This is a genomic window from Bradyrhizobium sp. Kon58 (assembly GCF_055807455.1).
This window is the reverse complement of sequence record NZ_JBVVOT010000058.1, coordinates 1-14884: the sequence shown is the minus strand read 5'-3', so window position 1 is coordinate 14884 and position 14884 is coordinate 1. Positions and strand designations below refer to the sequence as shown.

The following is a 14884-nucleotide window of genomic DNA, read 5'->3' as shown; positions in this document are numbered from 1 at the left end:
ATCGAGACGGTGCGCGAGAAGTTCGCTTGCCGCGACTGCGAGAAGATCAGCCAGGCACCGGCGCCATTCCATGTGATCCCGCGAGGGTGGGCGGGGCCGAGCCTGCTGGCCATGCTGCTCTATGAGAAGTTCGGCCAGCATCAGCCTCTGAACCGGCAAACCGAGCGTTACGCGTTGGAAGGCGTGCCGATCAGTCTGTCGACCGCAGCCGACGCCGTCGGAGCGTGCTGCACGGTATTGGAGCCGCTGTTGCGTCTGTTGGAAGCCCACGTCATGGCATCCGAACGCCTCCACGGCGACGACACCACCGTGCCCGTGCTGGCCTTGGGCAAGTGCGATGTCGCTCGATGCTGGGTCTATGTAAAGGACGACCGCCCCTTCGGCGGCTCAGATCCGCCGGCGGCAATGTTCTATTACTCGCGCGATCGAAGGGGCGAGCATCCGCAGGCGCATCTGGCCAACTATAGCGGTATCCTGCAGGCCGACGCCTTCGGCGGATACACCAAACTCTACGAGCCCCCGCGAAGTCCTGGGCCTATCAGGGAGGCGGCCTGTTGGGTGCATGCCCGGCGCCCGTTCTTCGCCATGGCGGATCTTGAGGAAAACGCGCGACGTAAGGCTGCTGGCAAGAAGGAGATCGCCCTCTCGCCGATTGCGATCGAGATCGTGCGTCGCATCGACGCCCTCTTCGCAATCGAGCGCACGATCAATGGCCAAGGCGCCGACCACCGAGAGGCTGTCCGCCAGGCGCAGAGCGCTCCGTTGGTTGCCGATCTGGAAGCCTATATGCGTGAGCAGTGCGCCAAGCTCTCCCGCGGTCACGATCTGGCCAAGGCCATGAACTACATGTTCAAGCGCTGGGGCTCCTTCACACGCTTCCTCGACGATGGCCGCGTCTGTCTCTCGAACAACGCCGCCGAAAGAGCGCTGCGCGGCATCGCATTGGGCAGAAAGTCTTGGTTATTCTGCGGGTCCGACCGCGGAGGGCGTCGTGCCGCCGCCATGTATAGCCTCATCGTCTCTGCGAAGATGAACGACGTCGATCCTCAGGTCTGGCTTGCCGATGTACTCGCTCGCATCGCCATCCACCCCGCCCACAGGCTCGATGAGCTGCTGCCCTGGAACTGGAAGATTGCGCAACAGCAAGGCCTCGCGGCGCAGGCGGCTTGATGGGGCCCGTCAACAAAGTCAGCCACGTGTTTACCCTCGGCCATGTCGCCGAGATGCTTGGAGAAGACGAGGAATGGCTGTTCGAGGTCGCCGAAGAAATGGACCCCGAGGATGGCCAGCTATGGGTCGTGGGCGTCGGTGAAGATGGGGTGATGGCGTTCACCGATGAGGGGATCGAGAACCTCAAAGAGCTGATCGCAATCCACAAAGAGGACCCTAGCATCATCGAAAAACGCCGCCAAGTGCTCGCTGCGACGATGAAGCCGAAAACCGAGGAGTCCGACGAGCTCTAACGGTTAACTGGAAAGATCAGCGCGCTGCGGCCTACCGCGTAGGGTTACCATAAACGATGGCCTTGTTCTGAAAGGCGATCGCTGCGATCGGAGCCGGCAGTGTGAAGACGACGTGGAAATAGGGAACCGGCAGCAGGTCGGCTTCTCGCGCGGCGAGCCACGCGGCTCGGTCTGGTCCCTGACACTTCGGACAGTGCCGGTTGCGGCAAGAATTGTAGGCGACGCGTGTCGTGCCGCAGTCGTCGCAAGCCTCCATGTGGCCGCCGAGCGCCTCGGTCCGGCACGCCACGATCGCGCTCATCACGCGCCGCTCGACCCGACCGAGATGACCGGCATGGTCACGGCGATAGGTGTCGCCATGCCGGCGCAGAATATCGGCAATCTCGATGGCGGGCCTGTTGCAGCGGCTGTCGGGGCGGATCATCACCCGGATCCCGCCGCGGATCATCCAGGTGGCGTCACCTCCAGCGACAGGCGATCGAGCGGGCTCTGCGTCGCCCGGATCGTATCGGTGGCGACCTGCGTGTAGCGCGCTGTCGAGGACAAATGGTTGTGCCCGAGCAAGACCTGGATGATCCGGATATCGGTTCCGTTCTCGAGAAGATGCGTCGCGAAGCTGTGGCGCAGTGTGTGCAGCGTGACGCGCTTGGTCAGGCCCGCAGCCTTCACCGCCGATCGACAGGCTGCGTGCAACACGGTCTGATCCATCGGATGATCTTCGTCACGACCAGGGAACAGATAAAGCCGCGGCCGGGCGAGCCGCCAGTAGGTGCGCAGGATGCCCAGCAGCTGGGGCGACAGCATCACGTTGCGATCCTTCGCGCCCTTGCCGTGGCGCACCTGGATGACGCCGCGGGCGCTGTCGATGTCTTCGATCCGCAGTCCCGCGACCTCGGAGGCCCTGAGCCCGGCCGCATAGGCGGTGGTGAGCGCGGCGCGGCTCTTCAGGCTGGACACGGCCTCGAGGAACTGCACCACTTCGTCGGCGCTGAGAACGACCGGCAGCTTGCGCGGTTCTCGCGCATAGGGAATGCGCTCCGGGATGAGCGCCTCGCCGAGCGTGACGCCGTAGAAAAACCGGAGCGCACAGACGATCTGGTTCAGCGCCGGCCATGAGATGCCGGTCGAGACCAGATGCACCTGGAAGGCGCGGACGTCGTCCAGCTCCAACCGGTCAGGCGATCGGCCGAAATAGCGGCTGAACTTCGAAACCGCGCTGATGTAGGATCGTTGCGTCGCCGGCGACAGATTGCGCACGGTCATGTCTTCGATCATGCGGCGGCGAAGAGGGCTCAAATCGGCCATCTCGATACTCCTGTCTGAGGGGGATGGGCTCCAACACCCACATCCTCTCAGCCAGGAGGCGATCTACGTTACCTTGCCCCTCACGCCGCGGCAGCGGCTTCGTTCAATCCCTATTGAGTACAGACCCTAGCGCACTACAAAGAGCGGAACAGGCGCTTGGGTAAGGGCTGGCTTGAATACCACCTTTACTCTCGTGCCGATCGACAATGTGCCTGGATCAGCATCTATCACATTGGTCAACATGATGGGCCCCTCGGTGAGCGCCACATAGGCAACCACGTAGGGCTCCTTGCCCATGCGGTTGACGGAGAACGAGTAAATTTCGCCCTCACCGGAAGACTCCTGCCAGTCAATGGTCGTCGACAGACAATACGGGCAAATACCTCTTGGATACCAGTGGGTTCTCTGACACTGCCGGCAGTGCGGCAATACGAACCGGCCAGCAACCGCGGCGTCCCAAAACGGCTTGGTCTCTGGGCTATGCAGGATAAAGTCTGTGCCAATCATCGGATCACTCTCGCTCTAAGATCAGAGTGGCGCTGCTGTGCCTAGTACCCATCAACCACCCTGTCCCATGCGCCAGTGCCAGGGCACAATCCTTGACTTGAACGGCCGGTTGACTCTCGCCGCGGAGTTGGCGTACCGCCTCAATCACCTTCGTGATGCCGCCCCTCATCGCTGGATGGTTATTGCACAGACCGCCGCCGTCCGTATTGAAAGGCAGCCGGCCAACACCGGAGATCAGGTTTCCTTCGGCGACAAAGCGGCCACCCTGTCCTTTTACGCAGAACCCTAGGTCCTCCAAAGCGATAAGCACAGTAATTGTGAAGCTGTCGTAAATGGAGGCGTATTGAATATCTCGCGGCTTCACACCAGCCTCGGCAAACGCGATAGCGCCCGACTGCCTGGCCGCCGAAGCGGTCAGTTCAACTGCACCAGCTGACTGTCCTTGAATGCTCTCGCCCATCCCGATCACCTTCACCTTCGGTCGCTTAAGGCCCTTGGCAATCTCCGGTCGGGCTATCACAACGGCTCCGCCGCCATCAGAAATCACACAACAGTCAAGCCGGTGTAGGGGGTCGGACACCATGGGAGATGCCACTACCTCTTCGGTAGTCACGACTTTGCGCAGCATGGCGTTTGGATTGTGCTGCGCATGGTGAGAAGCAGCCACCTTGATCCAGGCCAACTGCTCGCTAGTAGTCCCGTACTCATGCATATGACGCCGTGCGCACAGGGCGTAGATATCCATTAGTCTTTGCTGCAGCGGCCACTCCCAAAGCATATCCGGCCGAGTGACGTCGGGCTGGGACTCGACGAATGCCGTCCGAGGGCGCCCGGCCAGAGTGATCAAGGCGACGTTACATTTTCCTGCCGCAATCGCTTGGGCGGCATGGGCAATGTGCTGCAAAGGGGCGGAACCTCCGATGTCCGTAAAATCACAGTGCCGCACCCTGAGGTTTAAGTAGTCGATCATTGGAAGCGGACCAAAGCCTGGTTCATCACCAGCGGAGAAATAGCCGTCAACATCGTCTTTGGTCAGGCCAGCGTCGGCCAGCGCGCCTGCGGCGCATTCGGCGTGAAGCTGCACCACCGACTTGTCAGGCGCTTTTCGCGCGGGATGTTCGTACGCACCGACTATGTAAGCCTGTTCAGCGCGAGCCAACATGGTTATCCTTTCATCGTCGTGATTGCAGAAGTGCGATCACTTCATTCACCTGCACCTAGTGCTTACATACTCCGGTCATCGTTTTCGTCGGTAAGCCCTCCAAACGAGCCAAGCCTTCGCAAATGATGGTCGGCATCTCCAAATAAGGTATCTATCATCGTCACGCGCTTGAAGTAGTGACCGATGCCGTATTCCATCGTCATGCCGACGCCACCATGCAGCTGGATCGATTGCTGTCCGATAGCCCTGGCTGAATGACCTATGTGGACCTTCGCCGCCGAGATTGCTCGGGAGCGCTCGGTCGCACCGCCCTCACCTGCCATCATAGCGGCGTAGATCGCCATGGAGCGTGACTGCTCCAATTCGATGAGCATGTCGACAGCCCGATGCTGAAGTACCTGAAAGGAACCAATCGCCGCGCCAAACTGCTGGCGCGTCTTTAGATAGTCTAGCGTGATCGTCTGCATTTTCGAAAGGCAGCCGACAGCTTCCGCGCAAAGGGCTGCGATCCCTTCATCAGCAACCCGGGAAATGATTGGGAATGCGCCGGCGGGATCTCCAATGACGCATGATGGTTCAACGCGCACATTCTCGAGCAAGACTTCGGCAGCACGCAGGCCATCCTGCGTCCGATAAGTGCGTCGCGTAAGACCTGGCGAATCACTCGCAACCAAAAAGAGACCAATTCCATCCGTCTCACGGGCGGCTCCAGCGGTTCGTGCCGAAACGATCAATTTGTCGGCCGCTCCGCCGTGTAGGACGAGGGCCTTGGCACCCCTTAACAACCACGCGTCGCCGTCCTTCTTGGCTTGCGTCCGAACGTCGAAAAGATCGTACCGTGACTCGGGTTCGGCGTATGCGAATGCTAACTTCGTACGGCCCTCTGCAATCGCTGGGATCAGCTCTGCATTTTGTGCTTCGCTTCCCCCATGCCGCATTGCGCCCCCAGCAAGCACCACGGTCGCGAAGTAGGGTTCAAGGATCAGCGCCTGTCCGAACGCCTCCATGACGAGCATCATCTCAACCGCACCACCGCCGAAGCCGCCATATGCTTCTGAAAACGGCAACCCCAAAATCCCGAGCTCAGCGTAGCGGGTCCACATCGCGTCGCTAAAGCCAGCTTCCTCTGTCTGGTACTTGCGACGATGATCGAAGCCGTAGTATTCGAGCATGAGCCGCTCAATGCTGCCCTTGAGAAGGAGCTGCTCTTCCGAAAAATCAAAGTCCACTGGTTAAAAATCTCCCTAAGCCGGGCGATGCACTTTAGGTCCACCGCAGACGGCGTGAGCGCCTATCGGCATTGCGAGCCTTAGAGGCGAAGGATCGTCTTGGCGATGATGTTCTTTTGGATTTCGTTGGAGCCCCCATAGATTGATACCTTGCGCGCGTTGAAATAGGCGGGAGCGATAGCTGCGGCCCACTCTGGGCCGATCGGCCGCTCACTGAGGCGATCGGCATCACCTTTCCAAGCACTGGGCAGCGCGTACGGACCTACAACCTCCAGCAGAAGTTCCGCTATGGCTTGCTGCATTTCCGAACCCTTAATTTTGAGAATGGCGCTTACAGGATCTTGCGTCGTTTCTCGTCGCTTGGCCGCGTTGGCCACGGCGCGAAGTTGCGTAATCTCCAAAGCTTTCAATTGAACTTCAAGTGCGGCGACTTTCGTGCGGAAAGATTCCCGATCGATCAGCATCTTATTACCGACGCGGCACAATCCAGCGAGCCGCTTGATACGCCCGATGCGCTCTTTGGCAGAACCGACGCTAGCGATGCCGAACCGTTCGTTTCCGAGGAGGAATTTGGCGTAGGTCCAGCCGTTGTTCTCCTCTCCAACAAGATTGCTGGCGGGTACGCGCACGTTATCGAAGAAGACCTCGTTAACCTCGTAGCTTCCGTCGATAAGCTGGATTGGACGCACAGTAATGCCGGGTGACTTCATGTCGATCAGAAGAAAGGAGATGCCCTGTTGTTTCTTGACATGAGGATTGGTCCTGACCAAGCAGAAGATCCAGTCGGCATACTGCGCAAGAGTCGTCCAGGTCTTCTGACCACTTACGATGTAGTGATCGCCATCCTGCACAGCTCGCGTCTTTAGGGCAGCGAGGTCTGAACCCGCGCCGGGCTCCGAGAATCCCTGGCACCACCAATCATCCGCGTTTGCAATGCGCGGTAGATGATATCGTTTCTGCGCCTCATTACCGAACGTATAGATGACTGGTGCGACCAGCCCGGGACCGAAGCTTGGCAACCCTCGCACCGGATGCATCTGTAACTCTTCACCGAATATGTAGCTCTGTGCGGGAGACCATCCCGTTCCACCATATTCCTTCGGCCATTCCGGGACAGCCCAGCCCTTTCTATTCAGTATTCGCGTCCAGGCGACGATCTCGTCTTTGGTGATATCTCTTCCTTCGATGAGCTTGCGACGCGTCTCCGGCGGCACGTGATCGCGCAGAAATTCACGCACTTCATCGCGGAACGTCCGCTCTTCCTTTGTGAACGCAATATCCATTCAACACACCTGTGAGAAACGCCTGTTCAGCTTGTGTTTCAGAGCCGTCAACAAATCCTCTGAACGTGAAATGCAGTGGAGGCCATCCTCCGGTCGGCTTTGAGACTAGAAGAAGAGAAGAGCAGCAGTTTGTTACCCGCGACCGATACAGCGTCGCGTTCGCCGTGGCGCACTCAATCTGACGCGTTGATGTCGATCTTGCACATGATCTCGATCGGCTCGAGCTTCTTCGAAGCAGCAAAGCTACGCCGGGCGAACAATCATCTACATCCGACTCACGACAGCGCGCGTGTAATCCTTGCCCAGCTCAAGCTCCGCGTACCTCCTCACAAGCGGCTGCCGCTGACGGGGTCTCTTCTCTGCGATGGAAGAGAGACTTAAAGCGCGGTCGACGCACAATTGCCGCAAAAGGGAGGCCAGCATCGACGAAATTGTGCGAAGAGGCGTTTCTTGCCACTTCAACTGAGGCCACCATAATGGTTCTTCAATGATTTGCTTGCCTGAGCGAGCGCGGCCGTATCGAAGGACCTGACCATCTTTCCGCAGGAGGACTTTGCCTAACTGCGCTCTCACCGAGTTGTAAGGAACTCGCCTGCCTTGCCCTCCGCCTGGCAACCGGTTCGGTATGGCAGCTCACCAGCCGGCGATCTGTATAGCACTCACAAACTAATCGCTGGAGTTGAGCACCCGCTCCAAATTCCGCAATGACGCCCCATCCGCTCGAGACACATTGATGCGCGAGTGTCTCTCGGATCGACTTGGGCAGGAGCGAGGTCTGCGGATCACGATAATACCCGTTGCGGAGATGACCAGGAACGGCCGGCGACGGTGACCAGATCGCATGTCAGAGGGGCGGCGGCGTCGCAGACGGCAAGGCCCGTCTAACTGTCTGCTGAAGAACCCCCTCGCCACGGAGGGGACTTGATGATTCACTTTATCATCTCGAATCGGCGGAGACGATCATGCGCGGCAGGTTTACGGATCAGGGCGGCCTGTTTTCGTACATCGCGCCGGATAAGCGTGTGCCAACGAACCATCCGCTGCGGAAGGTCCGCGAACTTGTCCGGGAGGTTTTGAGTGATTTGAGCCGCAGCCTTGTAAGGCTCTACGCCAGCGAGGGCGTCCTTCGATCCCGCCGGAGCAATTGCTGAGCGCCTTGCTGCTGCAAGTATTCTACGGCATTCGGTCGGAACGCCAGTTGATGGAGCAACTGGACACAATCTCTTGTCGCTGGTTCGTGGGGCTGTCGCCGGACGATCCGGTGTGGGACCCGACCACCTTCACCAAGAACTGGGAGCGGCTGCAGAACGGCGATGTGTTCACGAAGTTCATGACCAGGCTTCTGAACCATTCGCAGGTCAAACCACAATTGTCGGACAGGCATTTTTCGGTGGACGGAACGCTGATCGAAGCCTGGGCTTCGCAGAAGAGTTTTCGTCCCAAGGACGGCAGCGGCGACGATGATGATGGCGCCAACTTCCACGGCCAGAAGCGCGAGAACGACACCCATGCGAGTACCAGCGATCCGGACAGCAGGGCTTTATCGCAGGGCGGCCGGACGGGAGGCCAAGCTTTGCTATATGGGCAGCGCCACCATGGAGAACCGGCATGGGCTGGCGGTGACCGGCAGGGTTACGCATGCCAATGGCACCGCCGAACGCCGGGCTTCGGAGCATATGCTGAAGGCGAGACGCAAAGCCGCAGGCCGCCGCATCACGGCCGGTGAGGACAAGGCGTACGATACGGGCGATCATGTCGCCAATCTTCGCGCCATCGGCGTGACGCCGCATGTGACACAGAATCAAGCCGTCGCCAAAACCGGCAAGAACCGCAACAACGCCATTGACGAACGAACCACGCGGCATCCAGGGTACGGCATGTCGCAATCGCGTCGGGCGATGGTCGAGTGCATTTTCGGATGGGGCAAGCAGCATGGCACCATGCGCGAGACCAACCATCGTAACATCGCTCGCGTCGCCGCCGACTTCCTGCTCAATCTGATCGCCTATAACCTGATCCGCATTCCAAAACTGCTTGCCGCTTAGCCACCCCGCGTCAGGGTGCACCCAACGCCAGGCGAGAAAATTACATCCAACTCCTCCGCGTCGCCCCAGCAAGACCGGCGAGAATACGAAAACTCGCCATTTCAAGGTTTTTCAGCAGACTGCTAAGCTTCATCGGATGCCGCGCAACCGCTCGGACCGGCGTCGCAAAAGCTCGACCGTGATAAGCATAACGGTAGAGAATAGGAGCAGCACGGTAGTAGCGGCGATAATGGTTGGACTGATCTCCTCCCGAATGCCGGAAAACATAACCATGGGTAGGGTTCGCTGCTCGGGGCTGGCAATGAAGAGGGCAATCACAACCTCATCGAACGATGTTATGAAGGCGAAGAGCGCACCCGAGGCCACGCCTGGTAGAATGAGCGGCAGAATGACCTTTAAAAGGACAGTGAGGGGTTGAGCACCTAATCCAGTGGCCGCACGTGTTAAGGAGTGGTCGAAGCCGGTAAGGGTCGCAGTTACAGCGACAACCACAAACGGTGTCGCTAATGTGGTATGCGCCAGGAGTAGCCCTGCGTAGCTGTTAATCAGTCCGATCTTGGCATAGAAGAAATAAACTGCGACCGCGGTAATCACTACGGGGACGACCATGGGGGTAATCAACAAACTGACCACGGCAGTGCGGTACGGAAACTTCGGCCGACTAAGCCCAAGCGCTGCGAGCGTTCCCAGAGTGGTAGATAGTGCCGTGACAGACAATGCCAGAAGAACCGAAGTTCTCAGCGCGGTCTGCCACCGCTGTGCTAGGAAAAACTCTTCATACCATCGGAGCGAAAATCCCTCTAGCGGATAAGTAAAGAAGGGCACCGAATTGAAGGAGAGCGGAATGATCACCAAGATCGGCGCGATAAGAAAAAGAAGAACCGCCCCGCAGATCAGCCTATGTATGTAGTACCAAGTCTTCTCGAGCGGCGAGGCGGAGTTTGCAGCAGCCATCGTTCTCATGCCAATTTCACCTGCTCGACTCCAACCAACTTGTTGAAGACAAAGTAGAGCAGAAGAGTTGCGGTAAGAAGAATGGCGCCAAATGCAGATGCCATCCCCCAGTTGAGGTCTTCGTTCGTATAATGCGCGACGAAGTAAGCGACCATCTGGTCACTTGGGCCCCCGACAAGTGCGGGGGTGATATAGTACCCCAAACATAGAATGAAAGTGAGCAGGCAGCCGGCGGCGATTCCCTGTATCGTTTGGGGAAAATAGATGGTCCAAAACGCGTAGAACGGACCGGCGCCTAGCGAGCGGGCAGCTCGTACATAGTTGGATGAAATTGTCTTCATCACACTGTAGATGGGTAAGAGTGTGAAGGGCAGTTGGATATGAGTCATCGCCACGACTGTCCCAAATCGGTTAAAGATGAGCTCGGCCGGCTGTGATATGAGGTGCAGCGTCATCAGCACTTCGTTGACGACCCCGTGCTGCTGCAAGAGTATAACCCAAGCTGTCGTGCGCGCCAGCACCGAAGTCCAGAACGGCAGCACCACAAGGATCATTAGCAGATTGCTGGACCGCGTCGGCAAGACCGCCAGCAGATAGGCGAGTGGAAAGCCCAGCAGGAGGCTTAATGCCGTCACTCCAATGCTAATAACGAGCGTGCGCAGGAAGACGTCGCGGAAAATAGTGCTTTCTGGGGATGTGGGCACGATCTGACTGTCGGGACCATACTGCAAATCGACCGATCGCAGCAGATAGAAAGCCGAGTAGGCCGAGGTTCCGCGTTTTAGAAAGCTCCAGACGTCATGACGTCCCCAGAGTGGATTTATCTCGATCAGCGCCGCCTTGGAACGATCTGCTTGCAGCGCACTCGCCTTTCGGGCACTCGAAATCACCTGACTTAGAGCGCCCGGTAGCTCATAGTTCATGCGCTTGCCAATTGCAGCAGCCGTTTTGCGCGACCAGGAGTCTTTCAGATCGATTGCCAACGCCCCATACGCAGCCTCGTCTGGGAGATCTTGGCCATCCCAGGCATTAAGCGCTGACATTGTGCGCGGCATAAGCGTCAGCAGCGTGTCGTCGTAGAATGAGGTTAACAGCATCCGGCCTAGAGGCAGGACAAAAGCAACCAGGATGAAAAGCAGTAATGGCAGCGTGAGAATGAACGCGTTGAACTTCTGGCGGCGTTCAACGCGCTTCAACTTGAAGCGCAGTGGCATGCCTTCCGGTCCACTCGGGACTTCGAACGCCGTTGTCTGCATGGACTGTGCTCCCGGTCCGGTCAAGAGGCGCAGGGACGTGACTCCCCCGCCGCGTCTCATTGTGCGAGCCAAGTGGTAAGGCGCTGTCGCAGTTCGTCACCTTTCTCATTCCAAAAGTTTGTATCTCGTTGAACAGTAGTGCCCATGCGCTCGGGCGCATTTGTCACGTAGGGCCGTACTGCCGGATCGATAAGCTGCAGCGCGTCCTTGTTGGCTGGTCCAGCGGAGGTGCCGTTGGCCACCGCGGCTTGAACTTGAGGTGAACCGGCAAAGGCTAGGAATTTGTATGCAGCATCCAGGTTTGGAGAGCCCTTTGGAATTACCCAAGCGTTTCCGGCCTGAAGTGCAGCGTCCCAAACGTATTCGAAATGTCTGCCGGAGTTCTTGTTAGCATCATAGGCTCGCGTCGTCCAAACGTGAGTCATGACGACCTCGCCATCAGCGAGGAGCTGCAGGGGCTGGGCGCCTGACGTCCACCAGACTACGTCCTTCTTTATGCTATCGAGTTTTTTGAAAGCGCGAGCGACGCCTTCAGGCGTGTTGAGCACCTTGTAGACGTCCTTGATCGCCACGCCGTCGGCGATCAGTGCCCATTCGAGAACGACTACAGGGCTTTTGTTGAGCCCTCTCTTTCCAGGGAATCTTTTCGTATCGAAGAAATCTTCGATGGTCTTTGGGCCGTTCGGCAGCCTATTCCTGTCATACATGATGACGTCGCCGGTGACGGTGGACGGCACCCCGCAGTCGGTGTAGCCTTGATCCCCGAATTTGGCCCGCTCGAGACCGAACGTCTCTAGTCTTTTCCAGTCGAGTGTCTCGATGAGCCCTTCGTCGCACATTTGCCGGGTTTGGGCCTCGCCAGCGTAGACGACGTCCCAACTTACGGTCTTCGTCTCGACCATGGCGCGGATCTTTGCAGTGCCGTAATCATACTCGGCATCAGTGACCTTGATAGCGGTCGATTTCGAGAAAGGCTCGAAGACGAGGTCGCGCAGGACCTTCTGGAAGGACCCGCCCCCACCAGTGACCGTGAGCTGATCGCCGGCAGTGGCAGCGTTCATTGGGGCAAACATGCTGCCCACTGTCAGGCCGATTATGGCCCGTCGGCTCATCAGTGACCTCTTCATCGTCTGCTCTCCCCGTTGTTTGATATTCTCAGAATTGAGGGCATCGCTGCCCCCCCCACCGAACCCTGCACGGCGTAGCCCTTTTTCATCACGGCGCGGCGAGCGCACGACAATCCTCGGCCGTCCAACCGATGGTGATCACCGCACCAGGCTCGACCCGTACGGAGCCTTCCGAGTTCGGCAATTTGACCACGAAATCATTGTGACCGCAGACCGAGATGCAGGCGCGCACGTGATCACCAAGATAAATAACCTCTAAAACATTCGCGCTAAAGACGTTTGGGAGTGAGCCTGGCTCCGGATTCGCCCTCACTCGCTCCGGTCGCAACGAAAGCACGGTCGTCTGGCCGATTTCGACATTGACTGCCAACGCTTGCACCGTGCCCGCGCGTTCGATCTCCACGCTGCACGTATCACCGTTCATCGCAACGACCTTGCCTCGGAGTTGGTTGTTCTCACCGATGAACTGGGCCACGAAGACATTTTGTGGCTTTTCGTAAAGCTCCGCGGGCCTCGCAAGTTGCTGAATGGTTCCTTCATTAAACACCGCTATGCGGTCCGACATGGTGAGCGCCTCGCTCTGGTCATGAGTTACATAGACCACAGTGACGCCAAGGTTCTCGTGAATATGCTTGATCTCGAGTTGCATATGCTCGCGCAGTTGTTTATCTAACGCGCCCAGCGGCTCATCCATCAGCACAAGCTTGGGATCGAAGACTAGCGCGCGGGCGAGTGCAACGCGCTGCTGTTGGCCCCCGGAAAGCAGGCCGGGTCTACGGCTTCCATACGGGCCGAGTCGAACCATCTCGAGGGCTCGCCTGATCCGAGTCTCTCGCTCAAGCCTTCCAAGTTTCCGGACTTTGAGCGGGAAGGCGAGGTTTTCCTCTACAGTCATATGCGGGAACAACGCATAATTTTGGAACACCATACCGATGTCGCGCTTGTGAGGCGGCATTCTCTCAATGGAACGCCCCGCCAAGAGGATCGAGCCATAGGTGGGCGCTTCGAAGCCGGCGAGCATCATGAGGGTCGTCGTCTTGCCGGAGCCGGAAGGCCCCAACATCGTTAGGAATTCACCCCGCGCAATGTCCAAGTTGAGATCTTTAACGACGAGCGTATCGCCGTCATACGTCTTCTGGACACCGCAAAACTCTACGAAGGAATCGTTCGCGCTGGGCATTAACTCTCTTTCCTTCCGCGCGCCTACGGCGCTCGCCGACACTCCGATTTCAATGCCCATCTCAACCGATGGCGGCTTCTTGAGTGCGCGGCATAAGCCGCGAGGAGAGGATCGCGTGATAGTATCCATGATATCCTCCAACAGGCGTTCCTTCCCAATAAGCTGCCCCCTCTGCGACGAGCGGTTCGAAGCATTTTTTTCTGGGGTCAGTGCTATAGAGCTACTCGAGCCAAATTTTATCGAAATATGCCGTCTGAAGACTAATTCCTGCGCTACGCCAATTGCCAAAATTCGCCGAATTTCTTGCCTTCCGCGACTAGCTTCTCAAGCAAGGGGGCCGGTTTGAATTCGTCACCCAGCGCGGCCTGGAGCTCTCTCATCTTGGCGAGGACCTTGTCCAGTCCGATTTGGTCGGCGTAGTACATCGGGCCGCCGCGATATATTGGCCATCCGAAACCATAGAGCCAGACCACGTCGACATCTCCCGGTCGCGCAGCGATGCCTTCCTCAAGAATGCGTGCGCCCTCGTTGATGATGGGGTACATCACGCGCTCGATGATCTCCTCGTCGCTAACGGCGCGACGCTTTCGCCCAAGGCGGGTCAACGTCTGGTCAATCAGCAGCTCGACCTCGGAATCCGGTATTGGGGCCCGAGAGCCCGCTTCGTACCTGTACCATCCCTTGCCGGTCTTCTGGCCGAAGCGGCCGGCTTCGCAGAGTGCATCGGCAATCGCTGACTTTACCCCGCGATCTTTGCGCGAAAGCCAGCCGATATCATTGCCGGCCAAGTCGCTCATCACAAAAGGCCCCATGGGCATGCCAAATTGCGTCAGAGCTGTATCAACTTGTTGCGGCAGCGCGCCCTCGTACAACAGCCTGTCTGCCTGCTTGCCACTCTGATCGTACATCCGGTTACCGACAAATCCATGGCAGACCCTAACAACCACTGGCACCTTGGCGATCTTGCGGGCAATGGTCACCGCTGTCACCAACGCGTCCGGCGCGGTCTTGTCGGCGCGCACGATCTCGCACAGCTTCATGACGTTGGCCGGCGAGAAGAAGTGCATGCCGAGCACGTCCTGCGGACGCTTGGTCGATTTCGCGATCTCGTCGATGTTGAGGTAGGAGGTGTTGGAGGCCAGCACCGCGCCCGGCTTGACGTATTGGTCGAGCTTGCCGAACACTTCCTTCTTGACCGCCATGGTCTCGAACACGGCTTCGATCACCAGGTCAGCATCGCCGACATTCTCGATGCCGACGACGCCGTTGATCAGCGCCATGCGCTTGGCGGGCGCATCCGCCGGGATGCCGCCGCGCGCGGCGGTCGCTTCCCAGTTCTTCTGCATGATGCCCATGCCGCGCTTGAGCTGCTC

At 58.4% G+C, this 14884-nt stretch carries 12 protein-coding genes and 2 pseudogenes; 3 read left to right on the top strand and 11 right to left on the bottom strand.

Translation table 11 applies throughout. The features are described from left to right. On the top strand, window positions 1-1170 hold a 1170-nt coding region (gene tnpC / locus AC0L20_RS38830), incomplete at its 5' end, for an IS66 family transposase (RefSeq protein WP_473295501.1). Next, window positions 1170-1463 (top strand): hypothetical protein, encoded by a 294-nt coding sequence (locus AC0L20_RS38825; protein WP_007590556.1) that lies wholly within the window; start codon window positions 1170-1172, stop codon window positions 1461-1463. The genes tnpC and AC0L20_RS38825, both read left to right, overlap by 1 nt. Window positions 1464-1512: 49 nt before the next feature. Here AC0L20_RS38825 and AC0L20_RS38820 read toward each other — a convergent pair. The 6 genes and pseudogenes from AC0L20_RS38820 to AC0L20_RS38795 all read right to left on the bottom strand — a co-directional run. Next, a pseudogene (locus AC0L20_RS38820) lies at window positions 1513-1887 on the bottom strand (IS91 family transposase); the annotation flags it as partial. A 20-nt stretch (window positions 1888-1907) separates the two neighbouring features. After that, window positions 1908-2768: a tyrosine-type recombinase/integrase gene (locus AC0L20_RS38815; protein ID WP_473295500.1), complete on the bottom strand. Its 861-nt coding sequence runs from the start codon at window positions 2766-2768 to the stop codon at window positions 1908-1910. A gap of 126 nt (window positions 2769-2894) precedes the next feature. Beyond that, window positions 2895-3275 (bottom strand): Zn-ribbon domain-containing OB-fold protein, encoded by a 381-nt coding sequence (locus tag AC0L20_RS38810; protein WP_473295499.1) that lies wholly within the window; start codon window positions 3273-3275, stop codon window positions 2895-2897. Between the two features lie 4 nt (window positions 3276-3279). Then, window positions 3280-4437: a thiolase domain-containing protein gene (locus AC0L20_RS38805; protein WP_473295498.1), complete on the bottom strand. Its 1158-nt coding sequence runs from the start codon at window positions 4435-4437 to the stop codon at window positions 3280-3282. Between the two features lie 62 nt (window positions 4438-4499). Then, on the bottom strand, window positions 4500-5666 hold the full coding sequence (locus AC0L20_RS38800; RefSeq protein WP_473295497.1) for an acyl-CoA dehydrogenase family protein: 1167 nt from the start codon (window positions 5664-5666) through the stop codon (window positions 4500-4502). A gap of 80 nt (window positions 5667-5746) precedes the next feature. Further along, complete coding sequence (locus AC0L20_RS38795; protein WP_473295496.1) at window positions 5747-6949, bottom strand: acyl-CoA dehydrogenase family protein; 1203 nt, start codon at window positions 6947-6949, stop codon at window positions 5747-5749. 962 nt (window positions 6950-7911) lie between these two features. On the opposite strand from AC0L20_RS38795, the pseudogene AC0L20_RS38790 reads away from it, so the two are divergent. Beyond that, window positions 7912-8994 (top strand): annotated as a pseudogene (locus AC0L20_RS38790) (IS5 family transposase). A gap of 129 nt (window positions 8995-9123) precedes the next feature. Here the strand turns inward: AC0L20_RS38790 and AC0L20_RS38785 are convergent. The 5 genes from AC0L20_RS38785 to AC0L20_RS38765 form a co-directional block, all read right to left on the bottom strand. Continuing rightward, window positions 9124-9948, bottom strand: coding sequence for an ABC transporter permease (locus tag AC0L20_RS38785; protein ID WP_473295495.1), 825 nt, complete (start codon window positions 9946-9948; stop codon window positions 9124-9126). A 5-nt stretch (window positions 9949-9953) separates the two neighbouring features. Then, the gene (locus AC0L20_RS38780) at window positions 9954-11204 is read right to left on the bottom strand and encodes an ABC transporter permease (RefSeq protein ID WP_473295494.1); all 1251 of its coding nucleotides are present in this window, start codon (window positions 11202-11204) and stop codon (window positions 9954-9956) included. A 56-nt stretch (window positions 11205-11260) separates the two neighbouring features. After that, window positions 11261-12331, bottom strand: a complete 1071-nt coding sequence (locus AC0L20_RS38775) for an ABC transporter substrate-binding protein (protein WP_473295493.1) — start codon at window positions 12329-12331, stop codon at window positions 11261-11263. 88 nt (window positions 12332-12419) lie between these two features. After that, entirely contained in the window at window positions 12420-13511 is a 1092-nt protein-coding gene (locus AC0L20_RS38770; RefSeq protein ID WP_473295502.1) for an ABC transporter ATP-binding protein, read from the bottom strand. Window positions 13512-13783: 272 nt separating this feature from the next. Further along, window positions 13784-14884 (bottom strand): 3-hydroxyacyl-CoA dehydrogenase (locus AC0L20_RS38765; RefSeq protein WP_473295492.1); only part of this gene is annotated, 1101 nt, incomplete at its 5' end.